The 24,334-nt window shown below is 70.9% G+C and carries 18 protein-coding genes; all 18 read left to right on the plus strand.

Features of this window, described 5'->3' with window-relative positions; all coding sequences use genetic code 11:
- Positions 1-48: 48 nt before the first annotated feature.
- The gene (locus J2Y46_RS01430) at positions 49-1,059 is read left to right on the plus strand and encodes a LacI family DNA-binding transcriptional regulator (protein WP_045297011.1); all 1,011 of its coding nucleotides are present in this window, start codon (positions 49-51) and stop codon (positions 1,057-1,059) included.
- Positions 1,056-2,843, plus strand: coding sequence for an ABC transporter ATP-binding protein (locus J2Y46_RS01435; RefSeq protein ID WP_045297010.1), 1,788 nt, complete (start codon positions 1,056-1,058; stop codon positions 2,841-2,843). The genes J2Y46_RS01430 and J2Y46_RS01435 overlap by 4 nt, the downstream gene beginning before the upstream one ends.
- Positions 2,844-3,115: 272 nt before the next feature.
- On the plus strand, positions 3,116-4,210 hold the full coding sequence (locus J2Y46_RS01440; RefSeq protein WP_310239736.1) for a Gfo/Idh/MocA family oxidoreductase: 1,095 nt from the start codon (positions 3,116-3,118) through the stop codon (positions 4,208-4,210).
- Complete coding sequence (locus tag J2Y46_RS01445) at positions 4,207-5,175, plus strand: hypothetical protein (protein ID WP_310239738.1); 969 nt, start codon at positions 4,207-4,209, stop codon at positions 5,173-5,175. Before J2Y46_RS01440 ends, J2Y46_RS01445 begins: the two co-directional genes overlap by 4 nt.
- Before the next feature lie 366 nt (positions 5,176-5,541).
- Positions 5,542-6,846, plus strand: coding sequence for an ABC transporter substrate-binding protein (locus J2Y46_RS01450; protein WP_045297006.1), 1,305 nt, complete (start codon positions 5,542-5,544; stop codon positions 6,844-6,846).
- Between the two features lie 75 nt (positions 6,847-6,921).
- Positions 6,922-7,917: a carbohydrate ABC transporter permease gene (locus J2Y46_RS01455; RefSeq protein ID WP_045297005.1), complete on the plus strand. Its 996-nt coding sequence runs from the start codon at positions 6,922-6,924 to the stop codon at positions 7,915-7,917.
- Complete coding sequence (locus J2Y46_RS01460) at positions 7,914-8,837, plus strand: carbohydrate ABC transporter permease (RefSeq protein WP_045297004.1); 924 nt, start codon at positions 7,914-7,916, stop codon at positions 8,835-8,837. The genes J2Y46_RS01455 and J2Y46_RS01460 overlap by 4 nt, the downstream gene beginning before the upstream one ends.
- 44 nt (positions 8,838-8,881) lie before the next feature.
- Positions 8,882-9,529 (plus strand): DUF624 domain-containing protein, encoded by a 648-nt coding sequence (locus J2Y46_RS01465; protein ID WP_310239740.1) that lies wholly within the window; start codon positions 8,882-8,884, stop codon positions 9,527-9,529.
- A 47-nt stretch (positions 9,530-9,576) separates the two neighbouring features.
- Complete coding sequence (locus J2Y46_RS01470) at positions 9,577-11,655, plus strand: beta-galactosidase (RefSeq protein WP_310239741.1); 2,079 nt, start codon at positions 9,577-9,579, stop codon at positions 11,653-11,655.
- 32 nt (positions 11,656-11,687) lie between these two features.
- Positions 11,688-12,971 carry an extracellular solute-binding protein gene (locus J2Y46_RS01475; RefSeq protein WP_310239743.1) on the plus strand — a complete coding sequence of 428 codons (1,284 nt, stop codon included), beginning with the start codon at positions 11,688-11,690 and terminating at the stop codon, positions 12,969-12,971.
- Positions 12,972-13,054: 83 nt separating this feature from the next.
- On the plus strand, positions 13,055-14,578 hold the full coding sequence (locus J2Y46_RS01480) for an alpha-N-arabinofuranosidase (protein WP_310239745.1): 1,524 nt from the start codon (positions 13,055-13,057) through the stop codon (positions 14,576-14,578).
- Positions 14,579-14,740: 162 nt separating this feature from the next.
- Complete coding sequence (locus J2Y46_RS01485) at positions 14,741-17,035, plus strand: beta-galactosidase (protein WP_310239747.1); 2,295 nt, start codon at positions 14,741-14,743, stop codon at positions 17,033-17,035.
- Between the two features lie 28 nt (positions 17,036-17,063).
- Positions 17,064-18,425 (plus strand): alpha-galactosidase, encoded by a 1,362-nt coding sequence (locus J2Y46_RS01490; RefSeq protein ID WP_310239748.1) that lies wholly within the window; start codon positions 17,064-17,066, stop codon positions 18,423-18,425.
- 141 nt (positions 18,426-18,566) lie between these two features.
- Positions 18,567-19,769 (plus strand): Gfo/Idh/MocA family protein, encoded by a 1,203-nt coding sequence (locus J2Y46_RS01495; RefSeq protein ID WP_211255849.1) that lies wholly within the window; start codon positions 18,567-18,569, stop codon positions 19,767-19,769.
- Between the two features lie 11 nt (positions 19,770-19,780).
- Complete coding sequence (locus J2Y46_RS01500; RefSeq protein ID WP_045296997.1) at positions 19,781-20,998, plus strand: dihydrodipicolinate synthase family protein; 1,218 nt, start codon at positions 19,781-19,783, stop codon at positions 20,996-20,998.
- Between the two features lie 88 nt (positions 20,999-21,086).
- On the plus strand, positions 21,087-21,968 hold the full coding sequence (locus J2Y46_RS01505; RefSeq protein ID WP_310239750.1) for a sugar phosphate isomerase/epimerase family protein: 882 nt from the start codon (positions 21,087-21,089) through the stop codon (positions 21,966-21,968).
- A gap of 221 nt (positions 21,969-22,189) precedes the next feature.
- Complete coding sequence (locus tag J2Y46_RS01510) at positions 22,190-23,224, plus strand: LacI family DNA-binding transcriptional regulator (protein ID WP_310239752.1); 1,035 nt, start codon at positions 22,190-22,192, stop codon at positions 23,222-23,224.
- Positions 23,225-23,316: 92 nt separating this feature from the next.
- Complete coding sequence (locus J2Y46_RS01515) at positions 23,317-24,330, plus strand: LacI family DNA-binding transcriptional regulator (protein WP_045296993.1); 1,014 nt, start codon at positions 23,317-23,319, stop codon at positions 24,328-24,330.
- The last annotated feature ends 4 nt before the right edge of the window (positions 24,331-24,334 follow it).

Genomic DNA, 24,334 nt, shown 5'->3' on the forward strand with positions numbered 1-24,334 from the left:
GGCGTCCGGCCCGGACCCGTGCCGGGTGAAGATGACGGGACGAACGACATGAAGCGAGTCGGCATCCGCGATGTCGCCGAGCGCGCGGGCGTCTCGATCAGCACGGTCTCGAACGCGCTGAACCGCCCTCACATGGTGAGCGAGCGCCTCGTCGACCGGGTGCGCTCGGCCGCAGACCAGCTCGGCTACGTGCCGCTGCAGGCCGCCCAGCAGCTGCGCGCCGGGCGCTCCGGGCTGCTGGGGATGACGGTCATCAACATCGCCAACCCGTTCTTCGGCGACATGGTCGCCGGCGCCGAGGACGCCGCCGCGGCAGCCGGGATGCGCGTCCTCGTCGGCAACTCCAGCGACGACGTCGGCAAGGAGCGCGACCACCTCGAGCTGTTCGAGCGGGTGCAGGTCGAGGGAGCGCTGGTGAGCCCGTTCGGCCCCCTCGAACCCTGGCTGCAGCGATTGCGGGGCCGCGGCATCCCGGTCGTCCTCGTCGATGCGATCGACGACACCGGCGAGCTGCCCTCGGTGTCGTTCGACGACGTCGCCGGCGGTCGGCTCGCCGCCGAGCACCTGCTCGCGACGGGACGCCGGCGGCTCGCCTTCGTGGGCGCGCGCGAGGAGGTGCGACAGGTGCGCGAACGCCTGCAGGGCACACGGCTCGCCGTCGCCGCCCAGCCCGGCGCAACCCTCGAGCCGATCTGGACCGCGCGCACGACGTCCGAGCTCGGCGTGGCGTTCGGAGAGCAGCTGGCCGCTCGCTCCCCCGCCGATCTCCCGGACGGGATCGTGACATCGAACGACCACCTGGCCATCGGCCTGGTGCACGGACTGATCTCGCGGGGCGTGCGGGTGCCGGACGACGTCGCCGTCGTCGGCTACGACGACATCGAATTCGCGGCGATCGCGGGCGTTCCCCTCACCTCCGTGCGCCAGCCCGCCCGCGAGATGGGACGCACCGCGGCCGAGCTGCTGCTCGCGCGCATCGGCGGCACCGCTGGTTCCGACCTCGGCAATGTCGTCTACCGGCCCGAACTGATCGTCCGCGCCAGTACCATGTCTGCATGACGCAGAAAGCGTTTACCGGAGCCATCCGCATCATCTCGATCGCCCAGAACCCCCGACCGGGCCGCTCTGTGCTGAAGCTGCTCGCTCGTCGGCCCGGACGCATGACCGTGGCGATCCTCGCGTTCGCGTGCAAAGAGATCCCGCTGTGGTTCCTGCCCGTGGTGACGGCGAAGATCATCGACATCGTCGCGACCGGCGGCGAGGTCTCGACCGTGCTCATCTGGTTCTCGGTCGCTGCGGTGCTGCTCGTCCAGAACTACCCGATGCACATCGTCTACACGCGCAACTTCATGACCGTCGTGCGCGACACCGGCGCGGACCTGCGCAACGCGCTCGCGGCGCGGCTGCAGAGCCTCTCGATCGGCTACCACACGCGGGTGAGCTCTTCGATCGTGCAGACGAAGGTCGTGCGCGACGTCGAGAACATCGAGCTCATGCTCCAGCAGGTGACCCACCCGCTGCTGTCGGCCACCATGGTCATGATCGGCGCCATCTCGATGACCGCGATCACGGTGCCGCAGTTCCTCCCGGTCTACGCGCTCGCGATCCCGATCGCCATCGGCATCCGCTACGGGCTGCGCAACCGCTCGCGTGAGCGCAACGAGGTGTTCCGCCGCGAGGTCGAGACCCTCTCCGCACGGGTCGGCGAGATGGCCTCTCTCATCCCCGTCACCCGCGCGCACGGCCTGGAGCAGACCGCCGTCACCCGCGTCGCCTCGGGCGCCGACGGCGTGCGCCGTGCCGGCCTGCACCTCGACATGCTGAACGGCCACGTCGCGTCGATCTCGTGGGTCGCGATGCAGCTGCTGGGCGTGGGATGCCTCGTGCTCGCGGCCGTCTTCTCGCTGACGGGCTTGCTCCCCATCACGCCCGGTGAGGTCGTGCTGCTGTCGACCTACTTCACGCTGCTCACCGGCGGCCTGACGCAGCTGCTCATGCTGATCCCGGTCGGAGCGCGCGGCCTGGAGTCGATGCGGTCGATCTCGGAGGTGCTGCAGGAGCCCGACCTCGAGCAGAACGAGGGCAAGCGCGCCGCCCTGCACGTCGGCGGCCATCTCGAGTTGCAGCACGTGTCGCACCGCTACGACGAGGCGGAGCGGGATGCCGTGCACGACATCTCGCTCGACATCTCGCCCGGCGAGACCGTGGCCTTCGTGGGCTCATCCGGCTCGGGCAAGTCCACGATGCTCAACCTCGTGCTGGGCTTCGTGCGCCCGACAGCGGGCCGGATCCTGCTCGACGGCGTCGACATGCAGGACCTGGACCTGCGCACGGTACGGCAGTGGGTCTCGGTCGTGCCGCAGGAGTCGGTGCTCTTCGAGGGGACGATCCGCGAGAACATCGCGTACGGCCTCGACGACGTCTCCGACGACCGCCTGCGTGCCGCCCTGCGCGACGCGAACGCCGCGGAGTTCGTCGACCGGCTGCCCGACGGGTGGGACACGGTCGTCGGCGAACGCGGCGCGCGACTGTCGGGCGGCCAGCGCCAGCGGCTCGCGATCGCCCGGGCTCTGGTGCGCGACCCGCGCATCCTGCTGCTCGACGAGGCGACCTCGGCGCTGGACCCCGAGTCGGAGGAGCTCGTCAAAGAGGCGCTGAACCGCCTCATGAAGGGCCGGACCACGCTCGTCGTCGCCCACCGCCTGTCGACCATCCGCCAGGCCGACCGCATCGTCGTGCTCGAGCACGGCGAGGTCATCGAGGTCGGCGGCCACGACGCGCTCGTTGCCGCTGGGGGCCGCTACGCCCACCTCCACGCGACCCAGGCCGGCCTCCCCCGCTGACGTCCACACGTCTTCCCCCGCTCGCCGGCTCGCGCACCGGGTGGCGAGGTCAATGCCGAGCCGATCCGGAATTCGGAGATCCCGAGGTTTCCGGACCCACGCGTCCGCCCGGGCCCGGAAAGGGCGCGCGAGTCCGCATTCCGGATCCGCGAACGCCGCGAACGACGCGGGGGCTGCGGCGGGATAGCGCTTTCCGTCTCGACCGCCTACCCTGGAGGAGCGGATGCCGCGGGGCTGCAGCATCCGTTCGCGATCCACCCGAAGGAGCCACCGTGACCGAGACCCTCCGCTGCGCCATCGTGGGCACGGGAGCGATCGCCCACTCGCATATCCGAGCCATCGCCGCCTACCCGCACGCCGAGCTGATCGCGGTCACCGATCTCAGCCGCGCGTCGGCCGACGCATTCGCCGAGACGTACGGCGCGCCCGCCGTGTACGACGACCTCGAGTCGCTGCTCGCCGCCGAGCACCCCGACGTCGTCCACATCTGCACTCCCCCGGGCGCGCACACCGCGCAGACCCTCGCGGCGTTCGCGGCCGGCGCGCACGTGGTGGTCGAGAAGCCGCCGGCACCGTCCCTCGACGAGCTCGAGCAGATGACGGATGCCGCGACCGCCGCCGGACGGCAGCTCGCGGTCGTCTTCCAGCAGCGCACCGGCACCGCGCCCGCCCACGTGAAGCGCCTCCTCGACTCCGGAGCGCTCGGGCGACCGCTCGTCGCGCAGTGCCAGACGCTCTGGTACCGCGACGCCTCGTACTTCGCCGTGCCGTGGCGCGGCAAGTGGGAGACCGAGGGCGGGGGCACCACCCTCGGGCACGCCATCCACCAGCTCGACCTCCTGGCGTTCCTGCTGGGCGACTGGACGCGCGTCGAGGGACGGCTGTGGCGGCTCGACCGCGAGACGCAGACCGAGGACGTGTCGACGGCGACCGTGGTGTTCGAGGGCGGCATCGTCGCGCAGGTCGTCTCGAGCACGCTGTCGCCGCGCGAGACGAGCTCGATCCGCATCGACACCGAGAAGGCGACGATCACGGTCGACCACCTGTACGGGCACGGCCACGAGAACTGGCGCATCACACCGGCTCCGCACGTCGACCCCGCCGACGCGGCGACGTGGGACATCACCGGCCCCGAAGAGCGGAGCGACCACGTGTATCTGCTCCGCGACGTGTTCGACGCCCTGCGCACGGGAGCGCCGCTGCCGCCCACGGCAGCGGCGCCGGCGCGCTCGATCGAGCTGGTCGCCGCGATCTACGCGTCGGCCGACGCCGGTGGCGCCGTGGTGACCCCCGCCGACCTCGCCGCGCACCCGACGCACCGCAAGAGCTTCGCGAGCGCCGTGATCGACCTGCGTCCGGCCCGATGACGGTCGACGCGTCACTCGACCCCGACGCCGCAGCGCCCCGCGAGATCTACCGCGATCCCGTCTACGACGGCGCGACCGATCCCGTCGTGGTGCGCGACGCCGACGGCTGGTGGATGTTCTACACGCAGCGCCGCGCCACGCATCCGCGCCCCGGCGACGGGGTCGCCTGGGTCCACGGCTCGCGCATCGGCGTGGCCCGCAGCGAGGACGGCCTGCGCTGGAGCTATGCCGGGACGCTGGAACCGGATGCCGCGGGCCTCGGCCTGGCGGACGGGCCGCCGCCCACGGCGGTCGGTGAGACGCATTGGGCACCCGAGATCATCCACGACGGCACGCGCTGGCGGATGTACCTCACGGAGATCGACGGCGTGCCGACCCGGTGGGAGGGGCACACGCGGCGGATCGTCGAGTACCTTTCGGACGACCTGCGCACCTGGAGCCGCCGTGGTGTCGTCCCGCTCGCGAGCGACCGCGTGATCGACGCCGCCGTCACGCGCTGCCCCGATGGCCTGTGGCGCCTCTGGTACAAGGACGAGGCGGCCGATTCGACCACGGCGGTCGCGGTGTCGGATGATCTCGACTCGTGGCGGCTCGACGGCACCGCCGTCGGCGGGCGCCCGCACGAGGGCCCCTTCGTCTTCGCGCTCGACGGCACGTGGTTCCTTCTCACCGACGAGTGGCGCGGCATGGCCGTGCACCGCAGCGCCGACGCCGTCACGTGGGAGCGGCAGGGCGGGACGGATGCCGTCATCCTGGGCGAGAGCGGCGCTGCGCGGGACGGCATCCAGATCGGACGGCACGGCTCGGTGGTGGTCCTCGGCGACGAGGCACGGCTGTACTTCTTCACCCACCCCTGGTGGGACGGCAGCGAGCTCGCCGACACCGGGGAGCGCAGTCATCGCCGCAGCGCCGTCCACGTCGCGCGCCTGCGCGTCGTCGACGGCACGCTCGTCGCCGAGCGCTGACTCGAGGCATCCCTCCCCCGCCCTTCCGCTCACCCTCCTTCAACAGGTCAACCGGGGTTCCGCACGATCCGGGAGAGCGAATCTCTCCTGCAGAAGGCCGGTTGACCTGTCGGAACCGGGCGGCGGCGGCGCGTCGAGGGCTGGGACCGAGCACAGTCCGTAATCACCCCAAGATCGCTGCTGTTACTGAATCGTTTAAAAAACTCATCCGAACGCCTTGCGAAACGTTTTTAGACGGAGTACCGTAGCGGGCAAGCGCTTTCCAGCATCGCAGGATCTGCACCACAGAGCGCCCCACACCGCACACACAGACGACGAACGTCTCACGCGGAACAGCGAACGCAGACGTTCACAAGGAGGACAAGGATGTTCAGCAAGAAGCGGGCACTCGCCGTCGCCGCGGTCGCGGCCGGCGCCGCCCTCGTGCTGGCCGGCTGCGCCGGCGGCAGCGACGAGACCCCCGACGCCGCACCCACATTCGACCCCGACGAGAAGGTCACCCTCGACCTCGCATTCTGGGGCAACGACGTCCGCGCCGGGCTCTACAACGAGGCCATCGCGGCGTTCAACGAGGAGTACCCGAACATCACGGTGAACTCCACGTTCCTGACCTTCCCCGAGTTCTGGGAGAAGCGTCAGACCGAGGCCGCCGGCGGCAACCTCCCCGACGTCATGCAGTTCGACTACTCGTACCTGCGCCAGTACTCCGAGAACGGCCTGCTGCTCGACCTCGACCCGTACCTCGGCAACATCATCGAGACCGACCCGCTGCCCGAGAACATCCTCAACATCGGCGTCGTCGACGACACCACCTACGGCATCACGACCTCCACCAACGCGTGGGGCCTGTTCACCAACCCTGTCCTGCTCGAGAAGGCCGGCGTCGAAGAGTTCGAAGGCGGCAGCTGGGACGACTACACCGACTGGATGGGCGAGGTCACCGACGGCTCCGGCGGCGAGTTCTGGGGCGGCGGCGACTACACCGGCCGCATCCAGAACTTCGAGCTGCAGCTGCGCTCGGAGGGCAAGAACCTCTTCAACGAGGACGGCACGCCCGGCTTCGACGAGGAGCGCCTCACCGAGTTCTGGGAGTCCGGCGCCCCGATCCGCGAGGACGGCATCGGCATCCCGCAGCAGCGCGTGGAAGAGGTCGCCCCGAAGGGCGCCTTCGACAGCGCGCTGACGGCGAGCGAGCTGACCTGGGACAACTTCGGCGCGGGCTACCTCGCGGGTCTCGGCGCGGACTACACCGAGCTCGGCCTCATCGCTCCCCCGGTGACCAAGGAAGGCGCGAAGGACCTGTACCTCAAGCCGTCCATGCTGCACACGATCTCGGCCAACACCGAGCACCCCGAGGCGGCGGCGGCGCTCGTCAACTTCCTCGTGAACTCTCCCGAGTCCGGTGAGATCTTCGGCACCAACCGTGGCCTCCCGGCCTCGGAGACCGCCCTCGCGGCTGCCGAGCTCGACCCGCTGAGCCAGCAGGTCAAGGACTACGAGGCCTCGATCGCAGACCGCCTCGGCGACGCCCCGCCGGTTCCGATCGTGGGCTACGGCACGCTCGAGGAGAAGTTCCGCCAGCTCGGCACCGAGCTCAACTTCGGCACCGTCACGGTCGACGACGCGGTCTCGCAGTTCTTCGCCGAGATGGACGTCGTCCTCAACCAGTGACAGCTTCCGGGTCCGGGCGTACGATGCGCCCGGGCCCGGAGAACCACTACTCCACAACCCGTATCGGAGAGTCTCGTGAGCACCACAGCGACCAGAGTCATCGTGACCGGTGAGAAGTCCTCACGCCGGTCCCTGTTCCGCCGGAGCAGCCCTGAGCACGTGAATCGGCCGGGTCAGCGCCAGCGTGTCATGAAGGAGACGCTGGCCGGATACGGGTTCCTCGTCCCGTGGATGGTCGGCTTCTTCGGGCTCACGCTGATCCCGATGGCGTACTCGCTGTACCTGTCGTTCACGAAGTACAACATCTTCGCACCGCCGAAGTGGATCGGCTTCGACAACTACATCCGGATGTTCACCAACGACCCGGCGTTCATGCAGTCCGCGCAGATCACCCTGATCTACGTGCTGGTGGGCACCCCGATCACCCTCGCCGCGGCCCTCGGCGTGGCGATGCTGCTGAACTACCGCGACAAGGGCGCCGGGTTCTTCCGCTCCGCCTTCTACGCCCCCTCCCTCATCGGCGGCTCGGTCTCCGTCGCCATCGTGTGGCGGGCGATGTTCGCCTCCGACGGTCCCGTCGACAACGCCCTCTCCGCGATCGGCATCGACCTGGGCGGCTGGATCGGCAACCCCGCGCTGGTGCTGCCCGCGATGATCCTCCTCGCGATCTGGATGTTCGGCGCCACCATGGTGATCTTCCTCGCCGGCCTCAAGCAGATCCCCAAGGAGCTCTACGAGGCAGCCGAGATGGACGGCGCCGGACCCTGGCACCGCTTCCGCGCGGTCACCCTGCCGATGCTGAGCCCGGTGATCTTCTTCAACCTGCTGCTCGGCCTGATCGGCGCGTTCCAGGTGTTCGCGTCGGCCTACATCATCAGCAACGGCACCGGCGGCCCCGCCGGCATGACCAACTTCATCACCCTCTACCTCTACAAGCGCGGCTTCAGTGACGGGCAGATGGGCTACGCGGCCGCCATCGCGTGGGTGCTGCTGATCGTCGTCGCCGTCATCGCCTTCATCCTCTTCCGCACCCAGCGCAGCTGGGTCCACTACGCCGGAGACAACCGATGAGCACCACAAGTTTCGGCGAACCCGCCATCGCCACCCTCGAGAACCAGGTCGACGCCACCCCGCAGCAGCCCCGCCGCAAGGTCAAGCGCGGCACGTGGCAGACCGTCATCTGGTTCGTCGTGCTCATCGCGGTCACCGCGGTCGTGCTCTACCCGCTGGTGTGGCTGCTGTTCTCCACGTTCAAGCCCAACAGCGAGTTCGGCTCCAACATGGGGCTGCTTCCGAACAACCCGACCATCGCCAACTACGCGAAGGTGATGGAGGGCATCGCGGGTGTGCCGATGTGGCGGTTCTTCCTGAACAGCTTCATCATCGCCGCCGGCTCCGTCATCGGCGTGCTGCTGTCCTCATCGCTGGCCGCCTACGCGTTCGCCCGCATCCAGTTCAAGGGCCTCGGCATCCTGTTCGCCGCGATGATCGGCACGCTGCTGCTGCCGTTCCACGTGGTGATCATCCCGCAGTACATCATCTTCCAGCGCCTCGACATGATCGACACGTTCTGGCCGCTGCTGCTGCCGAAGTTCCTCGCCACCGAAGCGTTCTTCGTGTTCCTGCTGGTGCAGTTCATCCGCCAGATGCCGCGCGACATGGACGAAGCCGCCCGCATCGACGGCGCCGGCCACATCCGCATCTTCTGGTCGATCATCCTGCCGCTGATCAAGCCCGCGCTGATCACCTGCTCGATCTTCGCGTTCATCTGGGCGTGGAACGACTTCCTCGGCCCCCTGCTGTACCTCACCAGCCCCGAGAACTACCCGCTGCCCATCGCGCTGCGCCTCTACAACGACCAGACCTCGGTCAGCGACTACGGCGCCACCGTCACCGCGTCGTTCATCGCGCTCCTGCCCGTCCTCCTCTTCTTCCTGGTGTTCCAGCGCTTCCTCGTCGACGGCGTCGCCACCCAGGGACTCAAGGGCTGACGGCCCGCCGAGGCTCACCGCAACGACAAGGACGAGGACATCCCATGGACCGCCGAGAACTCCGCGCCGCACGTCGCGCCGACGCGTCCGGCGCCGGGCCGACCCTGGACGAGCGGGCCCCGGCCCGCTACCCGGGCGCCAAGGGAGCCTTCGCCCTCTTCGGGGAGGTGCTGCTGACGGGGCTGCTGGTCACCGCGGCAGGCCTGCTCGTCGTGACACTGCCCGCGGCGCTGGCCGCCGGCATCCGTCATCTGCGTCGCTACGTGAACGCGGAGCAGTCGCACGTCAAGACTTTCTGGCAGGACTGGCGTCGGGCGCTGCCCGGCGGTCTGGTCGTCGGCCTCGCCGCGGTGCTCCTGACGTTCGTGCTGACGCTCGACATCTACCTCGCCAACTCCGGGGTCCTCCCCGGAGGGGCGCTCATCTCGATCGTCGGCTGGGCCGGGCTCGTCGTGGGCGCGGTGGCGCTGCTCGTCGCCGCGGGTGCGTGGACACCCGAGGCCGGCTGGCGCGCGGCGGTGCGCAGCATCCCGTCGTCCCTCGCCGCCGATCCGATCGCCGCACTGTACCTCGCGGCCGCTGCAGTGCTGGTCGGCGTCATGACGTGGATGCTCGTGCCGCTCATCGTCGCCGGGCTCGGCTGCGCCGCATTCGCGGTCGTCGCCCTCCCGGCGCGACGCGGCCGCCGCTGAACCCACCCCCCTCTCGAAGCAACACCAGCCAGAAGGAGCTGCTCGACGTGCTGTACGGCGCCGATTACAACCCCGACCAGTGGCCCGAGGAGGTGTGGGACGACGACGTCCGCCTCATGCGCGAGGCCGGCGTCAACATCGTCAGCCTCGGCATCTTCGCGTGGTCGCGCATCCAGCCCGCCGAAGGGGTGTGGGACTTCGCGTGGCTCGACACGGTGATCGACAAGCTCCACACCGGCGGCATCGCCGTCAATCTCGCGACAGCGACCGCCTCTCCCCCGCCGTGGGTGAGCAGGACGTACCCCGAGACGCTTCCGGCGAACGAGTCCGGCGCGTCGTACTGGCCGGGCAGCCGCCAGCACTTCGCCCCGTCGTCGCCCGTCTACCGGCGACTGGCCGGCGAGCTCGTGCGCCGGCTGGCCGAGCGCTACGCGCACCATCCCGCCGTGGTGATGTGGCACGTCGGCAACGAGTTCGGCTGCCACCTCTGGATGGACTACTCGGATGCTGCGCGCGACGCTTACCGCGATTGGCTCCAGAAGCGGTACGCCACCGTCGACGCGCTCAACGACGCCTGGGGCACGAGCTTCTGGTCGCAGCGCTACGGCTCGTTCGACGAGATCTTCCCACCGCGCCTCGCCCCCTACAGCCACAACCCGTCCTCGATGCTCGACTGGCGCCGGTTCACGAGCGACATGCTGCTCGAGTGCTACCTGATGGAGCGCGAGATCCTCCTCGAAGCCGGCGCGACGCAGCCGATCACGACGAACTTCATGGGTCCGTTCAAGCCCGCGGACTACCGCAAGTGGGCGCCGCACATGGACGTCATCGCCGACGACTGCTACCCCGACCCCGCCAACCCGAACCGCGTGCGCGACGCCGCGTTCCAGCGCGATCTCGTCCGCTCGCTCAAGCCCGGCGTGCCGTGGCTGCTCTGGGAGCAGGCGACGGATGCCGTCAACTGGCGTCCCGCGAACCCCGGCAAGCGCCCGGGGGCCCTGGTCGCCGAGACGGCGCAGTCGGTCGCACGCGGTGCCGACGGCATCATGTTCTTCCAGTGGCGGCAGTCCCGCGCCGGCAGCGAGAAGTTCCACTCGGCGATGCTCCCCCATGCCGGCACCGACACCCGCACCTGGGACGCCGTCACCGAGCTCGGCGCGCGCCTGACGGCGCTGCCCGAGCTCCCGGCGCCAGGCCGCGATGCGCAGGTGGCGCTGGTGTTCGACTGGGAGAACTGGTGGGCCGTCGAAGAACGCGACCACCCCACCGAGATCGACTACCTCGCACTCGTGCTCGAGTGGTACGGCGCCTTCCACGGGCGGAACATCCAGGTCGACATCGTGGGGCCCGAGGAGGTCGACCACGGCTACGCCCTCGTGGTCGCGCCGGCGCTGTACCTGCTGCGCGACGAGGGCGCGTCGGCGCTCGCGCGCTTCGTCGACGACGGCGGAACGCTCCTCACCGGTCCGTTCACCGACATCGTCGACGCGCACGACCACTTCCGCGACGGCGGCTTCCTGACGCAGCTCGGCCCGGTGCTGGGCCTGCGCTTCGAGGACTTCGGCGCCCTCGCGGGCCAGTCCTCCGGCGGCGCGGGCGTCGGAGCCCTCAGTGCCGACGCCGTCCAGGCCGCGCGCGACGCCGCCGGCCGTGGCGCGGTCGCGTTCGACTTCGACGGGGCGGAGCTGTCCGGACGCCTGGTCGCCGAGGCGGTGCACGCCACCGGCGCGACGGCGGTCGCCAGGTTCTCCTCGGGCCTGCAGTCCGGCTCGCCGGCGCTCACCCGCCACCGCTTCGGCTCGGGCGAGGCCTGGTACACCGCGACCCAGCCCGGTGCCGACGCGATCGACGCGATCGTCGCAGCCGTGGTCGAGGCATCCGGTGTCCGTCCCGTCGTGGCCGACCTGCCCGCAGGCGTCGAGGCCGCGCGCCGCGGCGAACTGGTCACCCTCATCAACCACGGCGACGCGCGCGTCGAGATCACGATCGACGGGACGGATGCCGAGACCGGCGTCGCCGTCGAGCGCGTCGTGCTCGACAGCCAGGGAGTCGCGTTCGTGTCGGCTCCCGTCGACACCGCGGGGACCGCCGCGCACTCCGGACGCGCCGCCGTCGCCGACTCCTGACCCCCATCAGAACAGAAGACTGGAGCATCTCCATGCCTGCACCCCGCACCCTGCTCGCGGCCGCCGCCCTGACCGCGGGCGCCGCACTCGTCCTCTCGGGCTGCTCCGGCGGCGCCTCGGACGACGCCGCCGCGTTCGACCCCGACGAGAAGGTCACCCTCGACTTCGCCTTCTGGGGCAACGACGACCGCGCGAGCCGTTACAACGACCTGATCGCGGCGTTCAACGAGGAGTACCCGAACATCACGATCAACACGTCGTTCACCGACTTCCCGAGCTTCTGGGAGAAGCGCCAGACCGAGGCGGCCGGCGGCGGGCTCCCGGACGTCTTCCAGTTCTCCGACAGCTACCTCCGCCAGTACGCGGAGTCGGGGAACCTGCTCGACCTCGCCGACGTGTCGGACTACATCGACACCACCACGTTCGAGGAGTCGCTGCTCGGCACGGGTGCTCTGGACGGCGTGCAGTACTCGCTTCCGACCGGCTACAGCCTGTGGGCGAACTTCGTGAACGACGACCTCGTAGCTCAGGCCGGGGTCGAGGCGCCCGAGGGCGGCACGAGCTTCGCCGACTTCGACGACTGGATGGCCTCGGTCACCGACGCCACCGGCGGCGCCGTGTACGGCGGCACCGACTACACGCAGCGCATCCAGGTCTTCGAGCTGCAGCTGCGCGCGAATGGAGGCAACCTCTACACCGAAGACGGCGAGCTCGGGTTCACCGAGGACGATCTGCGCGAGTTCTGGGAGTCCGGCGCCGAGATCCGCGACGGCGTCACCGTGCCGCAGCAGAAGCTCGAGGAGCTCTCTCCGAAGTCCGGCTTCGGCGCCGCCATCACGGCGAGCGAGATGAGCTGGAGCAACTTCCTCGGCGGCTACCTCGCCGACTCGGGCGCGTCCTCGATCTCGCTCGTGGCCCCGCCCACCGCCAAGGAGGGCTCGAAGGACCTGTACCGTCAGGCCGGTCTCCAGGTCGCGATCGCAGCGAACACCGAGCACCCCGAGGCCGCGGCCCTGTTCCTCGACTTCGTGGTCAACAGCCCCGAGGCCGGCGAGATCTTCGGCACCACGCTCGGCTTCCCCGCGTCGTCGTCGAAGCTCGAGGGCACGACCCTCGAGGGCGCCGACAAGCAGGTCGCCGACTACATCGAGTCGGCCGCAGACCGCATCGGCGACGCCCCGCCGGTGCCGGTCGTCGGCTACGGCTCGCTCGAGCAGGCCTTCTGGGACGCCGGCAAGTCGATCGGCCTCGGCGTGCTCTCGGTCGACGACGCCGTGACGCAGTTCTTCGCCGAGGCGGACGCCATCCTCGGCTGACGCCGGACCGAATGACGGAGACGGATGCCGCGGCACGAGGCTCGTGCCGCGGCATCCGCTTCTCCCATCCGAGAGGACTTCCCATGACCGACGCCACCGCGCGGCTCGATCCGCACTACGAGATCGCCGACATCGACCGCCGCCTCTTCGGCGGCTTCGTCGAGCACCTCGGCCGCCACATCTACGACGGCATCTTCGAGCCGGGGCATCCGTCCGCCGACGCCGACGGCTTCCGTACCGACGTCATCGAGCTCGTGAAGGAGCTGGGCGTCTCGACGATCCGCTACCCCGGCGGCAACTTCGTGTCCGGCTACCGCTGGGAGGACGGCGTCGGCCCGGTCGCCGAGCGCCCGCGCCGTCTCGACCTCGCGTGGCACTCGACCGAGACCAACGAGGTCGGGCTGCACGAGTTCCAGACGTGGCTCGACCGCGTGGGGAGCGAGCTCATGCTCGCCGTCAACCTCGGCACCCGCGGAACGCAGGAGGCGCTCGACCTGCTCGAGTACGCCAACGCCGACACCCAGACCGCCTGGACCGACCAGCGCGCCGAGAACGGCCGCGACACGCCGTTCGGCGTGAAGATGTGGTGCCTCGGCAACGAGATGGACGGCCCGTGGCAGGTCGGTCACCTCGATGCGGAGGACTACGGCAAGCTCGCGTCGCGCACCGCGAAAGCCATGCGGATGATCGACCCGGGTGTCGAGCTCGTGGCCTGCGGGTCGTCGGGTCGCGGCATGCCGACGTTCGGCTCGTGGGAGCGCACCGTGCTCGAGCACACGTTCGACGACGTCGAGTTCATCTCGTGCCACTCCTACTACCAGGAGCACGACGGCAACGCGCAGGAGTTCCTCGCGTCGGGCGTCGACATGGCGCGCTTCATCGAGTCGGTGGCGGCGATCGCCGACACTGTCGCGGCGACCAAGAAGAGCGACAAGCGCATCATGATCTCGTTCGACGAGTGGAACGTCTGGTACCTCCACAACGCCGACGGCAGCGAGTCGGGCCACGAGTTCAAGGGCGGCGCCTGGCCGGTCGCGCCGCGACTGCTCGAAGACAAGTACCACGCCCTCGACGCCGTGGTGTTCGGCGACCTCATGATCACGCTGCTGCAGCACGCCGACCGCGTGCGCTCGGCGTCGCTCGCGCAGCTCGTCAACGTGATCGCGCCGATCCTGACCGAGCCGGGTGGGCCGGCATGGCGGCAGACCACGTTCTTCCCCTTCTCGATCACCTCTCGCCTCGCCCACGGCCGCGCCGTGCGCGTGCCGGTGTCGGCGGGCACCTTCACGAGCGAGAAGCTCGGCGAGGTCGAGACCGTGAACGCCGTCGCCACGATCGACGACGAGGGCGTGTCGCTGTTCGTCGTGAACCGTTCGACGACGGATGCCGCAAACCTGCGTGTCGATCTCGCTCCGCTGGTGCGGGCGCTCGGCCGCGAGGTCGCGGTCGTCGAGTCGCACCTGCTGCACGAAGACGATTTGTACGCGGCCAACACGCTCGAAGACCGCGAGCGTGTCGGCGTACGCGAGGCCGAGGCATCCGTCGACGGCGAACTGCTGTCATTGGCGCTGCCGGCCGTGTCGTGGACGGCGATCCGGCTCGCGTGAACCGCGACGGGCGGAGGAGATGTGACCGGCGGAGGACCCTCGGCCGGCATTCTCTCGTGCGCTCCTCGCATTCCCTCCTTTCCTGACCTGACCCACTGAACGGACACGCGGATGCTGCAAGCCGACGCCACGGGAGCGCCCCGCGAAGCGCTCCTCCCTGCCATGGCCAACACGGAGGACGTGCGCCGCGGACTCGCCCTCACGACCCGCGCGCTCCTGCGGGACGGGCGACCGTGGCTGCCGGTGTCGGGCGAGCTGCACTACACGCGCGTGCCGCGCGAGCGGTGGACCGAGCGGCTGCGGCTGATGCGCTCCGGCGGAATCTCGGTCGTGTCGACCTACGTGTTCTGGCTGCACCACGAGCCGGTACGCGGCGAGACCCGCTTCGACGGGCGCTACGACGTCGCGGCATTCGTCGACGCGGTGCGCGCGGAGGGCCTCGAGATCATCCTGCGGATCGGGCCGTGGGCTCACGGCGAGATGCGCAACGGCGGGTTCCCCGACTGGGTTCAGCAGATGCCCGTGAAGCATCGCACCGACGACCCCGCGTATCTCGAGCTGGTCGCGGAATGGTTCGCCCGTCTTGCGTCCGCGCTCGACGGCCGCTGCAACCCCGAGAATGTGCTGGGCATCCAGCTCGACAACGAGCTGTACGACCAGCCCGGCCACCTCGTCACCCTCAAGCGCCTGGCGCGGGAGGCAGGGTTGTCCGCTCCGCTGTGGACCGCGACGGCATGGGGCGGCGCGGATCTTCCCGACCCCGAGGTGCTGCCGCTGTGGGGCGGGTACGGCGACGGCTTCTGGGTCGACCCCGGCGAGCCGTGGGACCCGACCTTCCGCACGCACTTCTTCTTCTCCGACACCTGGGACGACCCCGGCATCGGCGCGGACGTGCGCGGCGAGGAGGCCGGTCACCGCGCCGAGCTGTCGCCGTGGTTCCCCGCCGCGACGTGCGAACTCGGCGGAGGCATGGCCACGGCCTACCACCGCCGCCCGCGCCCCGACGCGATCGACATCGCCGCGGTCGCGCACGCCAAGCTCGGCAGCGGATCGGCGTGGCAGGGCTACTACATGTACGCCGGCGGCACGAACCCCGGGCCGGGGCTCGAAGAGACGCAGGCCACGGGTTACCCCAACGACATGACGCGGCTGAGCTACGACTTCCACGCGCCCATCGGCGAGTCCGGCCGCATGGCGCCGAGCCACGCGGCCCTGCGCCTGCAGCACGCGTTCATCGAGACGTTCGGCGAGCGGCTCGCACCGATGGCGTCGTACCTGCCAGATGTGCGACCGTCGGGCGTCGACGACGCCGAGACCCTGCGCTGGGCGGTGCGCGCCGAGGAAGGCTCGGGGTTCGTCTTCATCGGCCGGCACCAGCCGCACGTGCCGCTGCCGATGTATCGCGGCGCACGCCTCCGCGTCGGCACGCGCCACGGCACCCTCGAGCTGCCGAGCGCACCGGTCGACATCCCGCCCGGCACCCTCGCGCGCTGGCCGCTCGGGCTCGAGGTCGGCGGCGTCACGATCGACTGGGCGACGGCGTCCGCGGTCACCGTGCTGCCGGGGTCGGCGAGCGCCCCGCCGACGCTCGTCCTCATCGAGGACGCGGGCATCCCCGTCGAGGTCGCGCACGACGGCGTCGCCGGCACCGTCACGCCGGGCGCCGCGGCGGTGCGGATCGACGAGGCGGAAGGTGCCGCGCTCGACGTGCTCGTGCTCCCTTCCACGGATGCTCCGCGGGCGTGGGTCGTCGACGCCGCGGCGGGGGGCCGACGCCTCTTCGTCGGATCCGGCGAGCTGACGTGGGATGGCGCGGGCCGGGTGTCGGTGCGCACGAACGCCGCGGTGCCCGACGTGCGGGAGTACGTCGACGGCGCCTGGCACACGCCCGAGTGGGAGCATGTGGACAGCGCCGCGGCCGCAGCCGGACCCACGCGCCCAGATGCTCCGCGCGGCCCGTCTGGGCCCCCGCAGCCGGAGGCTCCGCTCGACGCGCCGGCGCCGCGCGGAAGGGGCGTGGGGGCCGTCCCCCTCAGCCTCATCCGCGAGGCGACGTCGCCGTCCGGGGACTACGGCTCGCGCGACGGCCGGCAGGCGGCGCCCGACGACGCCGTGGTCGACGCCCACGCGGGGGTGTACCGGCTCGAGGTTCCCGAGGGGCTCGATGACGATGCCGTGCTCCGCGTGCGATGGGCGGGCGACGTCGCGCAGCTGCGCGTAGACGGCGTGACCGCGACCGACCGGTTCTGGGACGGCTCCGAGCTCGTCGCGAACCTCCGTGACATCGGCGTCGGGCCCGGCGCGAGCGTCGAGCTGCACATCCTTCCGCTGCGGCGCGACACAGGCGTGCATCTGCCGGAGGACGCCGCGGCCCGCCTCGCGGCGTCCGCCGACGGGCTGTGCGAGCTCGACGACGCCCGCATCGACCAGCGCGCCCTCTGGCGCGAGATCCGCTGAAGAGTCACGACAGGAAGACGAGACAGCGATGACGCTGCGAAAGACCGCCGCCCCGCCGATGGGCTGGAACAGCTGGGACTCCTACGGCACCACCGTGACCGAGGCCGAAGTGCTCGCCAATGCCGAGTTCATGGCCGAGCACCTGCTCCCCCACGGGTGGGACACGGTCGTCGTCGACATCGACTGGGCCGATCCCACCGCCCGGTCGCACGGCTACAACGAGTCCGCGCCGCTGGTGATCGACGAGTTCGGGCGCGTCCAGCCGGACCCGGTGCGCTTCCCCTCGGCGTCCGGCGGTGCCGGCTTCGGGCCGCTCGCCCAGCGCATCCACGAGCTGGGACTGAAGTTCGGCATCCACATCATGCGCGGCATCCCGCGGATCGCGGTCGATCGCGACCTGCCCGTGCGGGGCGCCGAGGCGACAGTGGCGGGCATCGCAGATCCCGCGAACGTCTGCGAGTGGAATCCGCACTACCTCGGTCTCGACCACCGCGGGCCGGGCGCGGCGGCCTACTACCGCTCCCTCGCCGAGCAGTACGCGCAGTGGGGCGTCGACTTCATCAAGGCGGACGACATGCTGTGGCCGTACCAGGCCGCCGAGATCGAGGCCCTCTCGACTGCGATCGAGGCCGTGCCGCGCGAGATCGCACTGTCGCTGTCGCCCGGCCGCGACCTGTCGACCGCCCACCTCGAGCATCTTCGCGCGCACGCCACGATGTGGCGCATCTGCGACGATCTGTGGGACCGGTGGGAGGACGTCGAGGCGAACTTCGCGCGACTGGCCCGCTGGGCGCCGCTCGCCGGCCCCGAGGGCTGGCCCGACGCCGACATGCTGCCGCTCGGCCGCATCGGCATCCGCGCCGAGCGCGGGGAGCCGCGCGAGGGCGCGCTCACGCTCGCCGAGCGTCGGACGCTCGTCACGCTGTGGGTCATGGCGCGATCCCCGCTCATGATCGGCGGCGATCTGCCGACGAGCGCGCCAGAGACGATCGCGCTCTTCCAGAACGACGACGTGCTCGAGATCCTGCGCGACTCTCACGGCAACCGCGAGCTGATGCGCGAGCGAGACCTCGTGATCTGGACCGCCGAACGCGGCGATAGGCGCTGGGTCGCCGTCTTCAACACCGCCGACGAGGCGCGCGAGGTGCCCTTCGACACCCGCTCCCTCGGGCTCGGTCCCGAGCCGGCGGTCGTCGTGGACGTGTGGAGCGCGACTGCGCCCACACGGTCAGAGGCTCCGCACGACGCCTCGGCAGCATATGAAGGGGCTGGGACGATTCCGGTCGAAGCCGTGCACGAGCAGTCCGATGACGCGCGCGGCGTCGCACCCGGCAGCTCGGTCGTGCGGGTCTCGCTCGAGCCTCACGGGTGTGTGCTCTTGCGCGCCTGACCAGACGGTGGTCGGATGCTGCCGGGAAAGCGCTTGCGCCGCACCCGATCCCGTGTCACACTATTGGAAAGCGTTTACCCGCTCCTGGTCCCGACGCCGGAGCCGGGTACCCACAGCCTTCAGAGCAGAAAGCAGGACCCCATGACTGACACGACTCTCGCCCCGGCTTCGGCCGAGGCATCCGTCCGTCCCACCGTGCGTGAGATCGGCATCATCATGAACGGCGTCTCGGGCCGCATGGGGTACCGCCAGCACCTGGTGCGCTCGATCCTCGCGATCCGCGAGCAGGGCGGAATCGAGCTGCCCGACGGCACGAAGGTCACGGTGAAGCCGCTCCTCGTCGGCCGCAGCGAGGCCAAGCTCGCCGAGCTCGCCGCCAAGCACGGCATCGAGGACTACACGACCGACCTCGACGCCGCCCTCGCCGACCCGCGCTGGGAGATCTACGCCGACTTCCTCGTCACGAAGGCCCGCGCGTCGGCGCTGCGCAAGGCGATCGCCGCCGGCAAGACGATCTACACCGAGAAGCCCACCGCCGAGACGGTCGACGAGGCCCTCGAGCTCGCGAAGCTCGCGCAGGAGGCCGGCGTCAAGACCGGCGTGGTGCACGACAAGCTGTACCTCCCGGGCCTGCAGAAGCTCAAGCGCCTCATCGACTCGGGCTTCTTCGGCCGCATCCTCTCGGTGCGCGGCGAGTTCGGCTACTGGGTCTTCGAGGGCGACTGGCAGCCCGCCCAGCGCCCGTCGTGGAACTACCGCGCCGAGGACGGCGGCGGCATCATCGTCGACATGTTCCCGCACTGGAACTACGTGCTCGAGAACCTGTTCGGCGAGGTCAAGACCGTCTACGCGCAGGCGGCCGTGCACATCGCCGACCGCTGGGACGAGAACGGCGAGCACTACACCGCCACCGCCGAGGACGCCGCGTACGGCATCTTCGAGCTCGAGGGCGACATCGTCGCGCAGATCAACTCGTCGTGGACCGTGCGCGTGAACCGCGACGAGCTCGTCGAGTTCCACGTCGACGGCACGCACGGCTCGGCCGTCGTGGGCCTGTTCGGCGCGAAGATCCAGCACCGCAACGCCACGCCGAAGCCGGTCTGGAACCCCGACCTGGCCGACGACCACGACTACGACGCCGACTGGGCCGAGGTTCCCACGAACGACGTGTTCCAGAACGGCTTCCGCCAGCAGTGGGAGGAGTTCCTCGTCTCGTACGCCCTGGGCACCGAGTACGAGTTCGACCTGCTGTCGGGCGCGCGCGGCGTGCTGCTCGCCGAGGCCGGCCTGCAGTCGAGCCGCGAGGGCCGCAAGGTCGAGCTGCCCACGCTGTCGCTGGACTGATCGGACGACGGATGCCGAAGCTCACCCTTCTCTCCGACGCCGGGGCCCTCTCCGCCGTCGAGTTGAACGAATCCCCGGGCTACACCAGGCCCGAGGGCCCGCTCCAGAGCCGCGTGGCGTACGCCGCCGCGCACGTCGTGCCGAAGACGTGGGCCGACAACACGCCGGGCCAGCCGGCCGAGGTCGACTGGGACGCGACGCTGGACTTCCGCCGCGCCGTGTACTCGTGGGGCCTCGGCGTCGCTGACGCCATGGACACCGCCCAGCGCAACATGGGCCTGGACGCCGCCGCGACGCGCGACCTCATCGCGCGGTCGGCCGAGGTCGCCCGCGAGGAGGGCGGCTCGGTCGTGGTCGGGGTCAACACCGATCACGTCGAGGCCGAGCGCATCTCCCTGCAGGAGGTCATCGACGCCTACAAGGAGCAGCTCCACTTCACCGAGGAGCAGGGCGCCGGCCCCGTCCTCATGGCGTCGCGCCACCTGGCGCGCGTCGCGGAGTCGGCCGACGACTACCGCCGCGTCTACCGCGAGGTGCTGCAGTCGGCGACCGTGCCGGTCGTCCTCCACTGGCTGGGCACGGCGTTCGACCCGGTGCTGGAGGGCTACTTCGGCTCGCCCGCATGGCGCGAGGCGTCGGCGGTCCTCCTCGAGATCATCGGGGAGAACGTCGACAAGGTCGCGGGCGTCAAGATGAGCCTGCTCGACGCCGCATCCGAGGTGTCGGTGCGCGAGCGTCTGCCCGAGGGCGTGCGCATGTTCACCGGCGACGACTTCAACTACGTCGGCCTCATCGGCGGCCAGGACGTACCCGACGCGACGCAGCCGGAGCGCAACCCCGAGAGCCCGCGTCAGCACTCCGACGCCCTCCTCGGCGCGTTCGCGGCGATCACGCCGGTCGCGTCCGCCGCGATCCAGGCGCTCGACGCCGGCGACCCCGCGCGGTACCTCGAGATCCTCGGCCCCACCGAGGAGCTCAGCCGCCAGGTGTTCGCCGCGCCGACGTTCTACTACAAGACCGGCGTCGCCTTCCTGTCGTGGCTGAACGGCCACCAGCCGGCGTTCCAGATGGTCGGCGGACTGCATTCGGCGCGGAGCCTTCCGCACCTGTCGCGCATCGTCGAGCTCGCGAACTCGTCGCTCGCTCTCGAGCGTCCCGAGCTCGCGGCGATCCGCTGGCACGGCATGCTCCGCCACAACGGCATCGATGTCCCCGGGGTGATCGCGTGACCGCGGGCACCTCCTCCGCCTTCCGAGTGTGGTCGCCTGCTGGCGCGTCGGCGGCCACGCTCGGAGCACGCCTGAAGGAGGGCCGCGCATGAACGCCCCCGACCCCCGCCTGTCGATCAACCAGGCCACCATCAAGCACGCCGACCTCGCGACCGCGCTGCGCGTGACCGCCGAGGCGGGCGTGCGGGCGATCGGCCTGTGGCGCGAGCCCGTGCAGGAGGTCGGCCTCCGGACCGCGGCCTCGATGCTCACCGATTCGGGCCTGCGCTTCACGACGCACTGCCGCTCGGGGTTCTTCACGATGCCCGAGGGTCCCGCGCGCCGCGCGTCGATCGACGACAACCGCGTCGCGATCGAAGAGGCGGCCACTCTGGCAGCCGCGGGCGCTGAGGGGTCGACCGCCATCCTCGTGCTCGTCGCCGGGGGGCTGCCGGAGGGCTCGCGCGACCTCGTGGGCGCGCGCGAGCGGGTGCGCGACGCCATCGGCGAGCTGGCACCGGATGCTGCGGCCGCGGGCGTCACGCTCGCCATCGAGCCGCTGCATCCGATGTACGCCTCCGACCGCTGCGTCGTCTCGACGCTCGGACAGGCGCTCGACATCGCCGCGGACTTCGACGCCGCCGTCGTCGGCGCCACCGTCGACACCTTCCACATCTGGTGGGACCCGGACGTGCTGTCGTCGATCGAGCGCGCGGGCCGCGAGGGCCGCATCGCGACGTACCAGGTGTGCGACTGGAAGACGCCGCTCGCGGCGGACCCGCTGCTCAGCCGCCACTACCCGGGCGACGGCGTCATCGACTTCGCGTCGCTGACCGATGCCGTCGAGACGACCGGCTACGACCGCGACATCGAGGTCGAGATCTTCAACGAGGAGATCTGGGCCACCGACCCGCTCATCGCCGTGCAGCGCACGGCCGCCGGGTTCGCAGCATCCGTCTCGCCTCACCTGCGCACCCGCGTCGCGAGCTGACGACCGCCGCCGCGAGCACAGAAGCGCTCGCGGGGACGCCGATCCACCGGCGTCCCCGCGGGCGCTTCGTCGTTGCGCGCCCGGCGAGACGCGCATCGGCGGGGGTGGCGGACCGCCGCGGGGCGGGGCGGAGCATGTCGCCGCTCAACTGGGGAAAAAGCTGAGGGAAATCGCTTGCCAATCTATCGCCGCAACCGGACACAGGCTCTAGACTCTGGCCTGTGAGCGACATCATCGCGCCTACCCGAGGCGCCGCCACCCTTCACGATGTCGCGCGCGAGGCCGGGGTCTCGCTCGCGACCGCGTCACGGGTGCTCAACGGCTCGACGCGAAAGGTGGCCGAGAGCTACCGCGAACGCGTCGAGACCGCCGCCGAGAAGCTCGGCTACACGGCCAATCTCTCCGCCCAGGCCACCGCGCGAGGCACCTCCGCCATCGTCGCGCTGCTGGTCGCCGACATCGCCGACCCCTACTTCGGCCAACTCGCCTCCGGCGTCGCGCGCGGCGCCGACGAGGCCGGCCTCGTCGTCACGATCGCGATCACCGAGCGCGATCCGCAGCGCGAGGTCAAACTCGTGCGGGCCCTCCGCGGACAACGACCGCGCGGCCTGATCCTCGCGGCCTCCCGCGTCGAAGGTCCCGATGCCGCCGGGCTCCAGGGCGAGCTCGAGGCGTTCGCGAGCATGGGCGGCCGCGTCGTCGTCGTCGGTCCCGGCGGCGGTACGGCCCGTTCGGTCGCGGTCGACAACCGTGGCGGCTCCGCGGCACTGGGCACCGAGCTCGCGAAGCTGGGCTATCGCGAGGCGATCGCGGTCGCGGCATCCGAGGGCATCCGCACGTCCGATGACCGCCTCGAAGGCTTCACCGAGGGCTTCACGGCCGCGGGCGGGAGCGTCCGCGAGGTGCGGCGCACGGGGTTCACGCGCGACGCCGGCTACGCCGCCACGTCGGAGCTGCTCGAAGGCGACGTGCCCGCGGGCACCCTGATCTTCGGCATCAGCGACGTCGTCGCGATCGGCATCATGTCGGCCGTGCGCGACGCCGGACGCCAGGTCGGCACCGACATCGCCGTCGCCGGCTTCGACGACATCGCCACGGGCCGCGACATCCGTCCGGGCCTGACGACGGTGCGCGTGCCCCTGGAGGATCTGGGCTACCGCGCCCTGCATGCCGCCACCGACCCGGAATGGGATGCGGCCGAGCCGCAGCTCCCGCTCGAGGTGATCGTGCGCGGCAGCACGCCGCCGCGCACCTGACACGCGGGGAGGTCACCGCCGGCGGCCATATATGGCCGGGTGAGGAAACGTTTCCGGGTAGGCTGAGCGCGCCGAGACCCAGGGAGACACGGATGCCTCGACCGCCCCGCGCCGATCGCTCGACGCGCGTCACCATCGCCGACGTCGCCGCCCGCGCGGGGGTGTCGCTGTCGACGGTGTCCCGCGCCCTCAACGGCAACCCCACCGTGGATCCGGCGCTGGCCGAACGGGTGAAGGCTGCCGCCGCGGAGCTCGACTACACCGCGAGCCCCGTCGCGCGCAGCCTCGTACTGGGGCGCACGCAGACCGTCGCGGTGGTCGTGCCGGACCTCGGCAACCCGACGTTCCAGGCCATCCTGCGGGGGCTCAGCCACGCCGCCGCGGCCGACGACTACCACGTGCTCGTCGCCGATTCGGCGGAGTCGGTCGAAGCGGAGCGGGTGCTGGCCGGCGCGACCCGGCGGCGCACCGACGGCGTCATCCTGTGCGCGCCGCGCCTGCCGCAGGACGAGCTCGACAGGCTCGTGGGCGGGCTGCGGCCGGTGGTGCTCATCAATCGCGCCGCGGGCGACGTTCCCCACGTGCGCGCGGACTACCGCACCGCCCTCGCGGCCGAGCTCACGCACCTCCACGGGCTCGGGCATCGGCGCATCGTCTTCCTCGCCGGCGCGCCGGGCAGCGTCGCCAACACCGCGCGCCTCGAGGCGATCGCGTCGTTCGTCGCCGAGCACCCCGACACCCAGGTCACCGAGATCCCCTGCGGCGTCGACTTCGAGGCGGGTGCAGCCGCGAGCGCCGCGGTACTGGAGTCCGAGGCCACCGCCGCCCTCGCCTTCAACGACCTCGTCGCGATGGGCCTTCTGAGCGCCGTGCAGGAGAACGGATGCCGCGTGCCCGAGGACCTCTCGATCGTGGGGTTCGACGACATCCCGTTCGCCCGGTACACGACTCCCCCGCTGACGACGGCGGCCGTGCCCGCGACGGAGATCGGCGGGCAGGCCTGGGCGCGCATGCGCGAGCTGCTCGAGGGCGCCGAGCCGGGGCATCCGCTGACCGTCCTTCCCGAGCTGACCGTCCGCGGCACGACCGGACCCGCCCGCGGCTGATCGC

Origin of the sequence: Microbacterium sp. BE35 (assembly GCF_031457705.1) — a bacterium.
GTDB lineage: Bacteria > Actinomycetota > Actinomycetes > Actinomycetales > Microbacteriaceae > Microbacterium > Microbacterium trichothecenolyticum.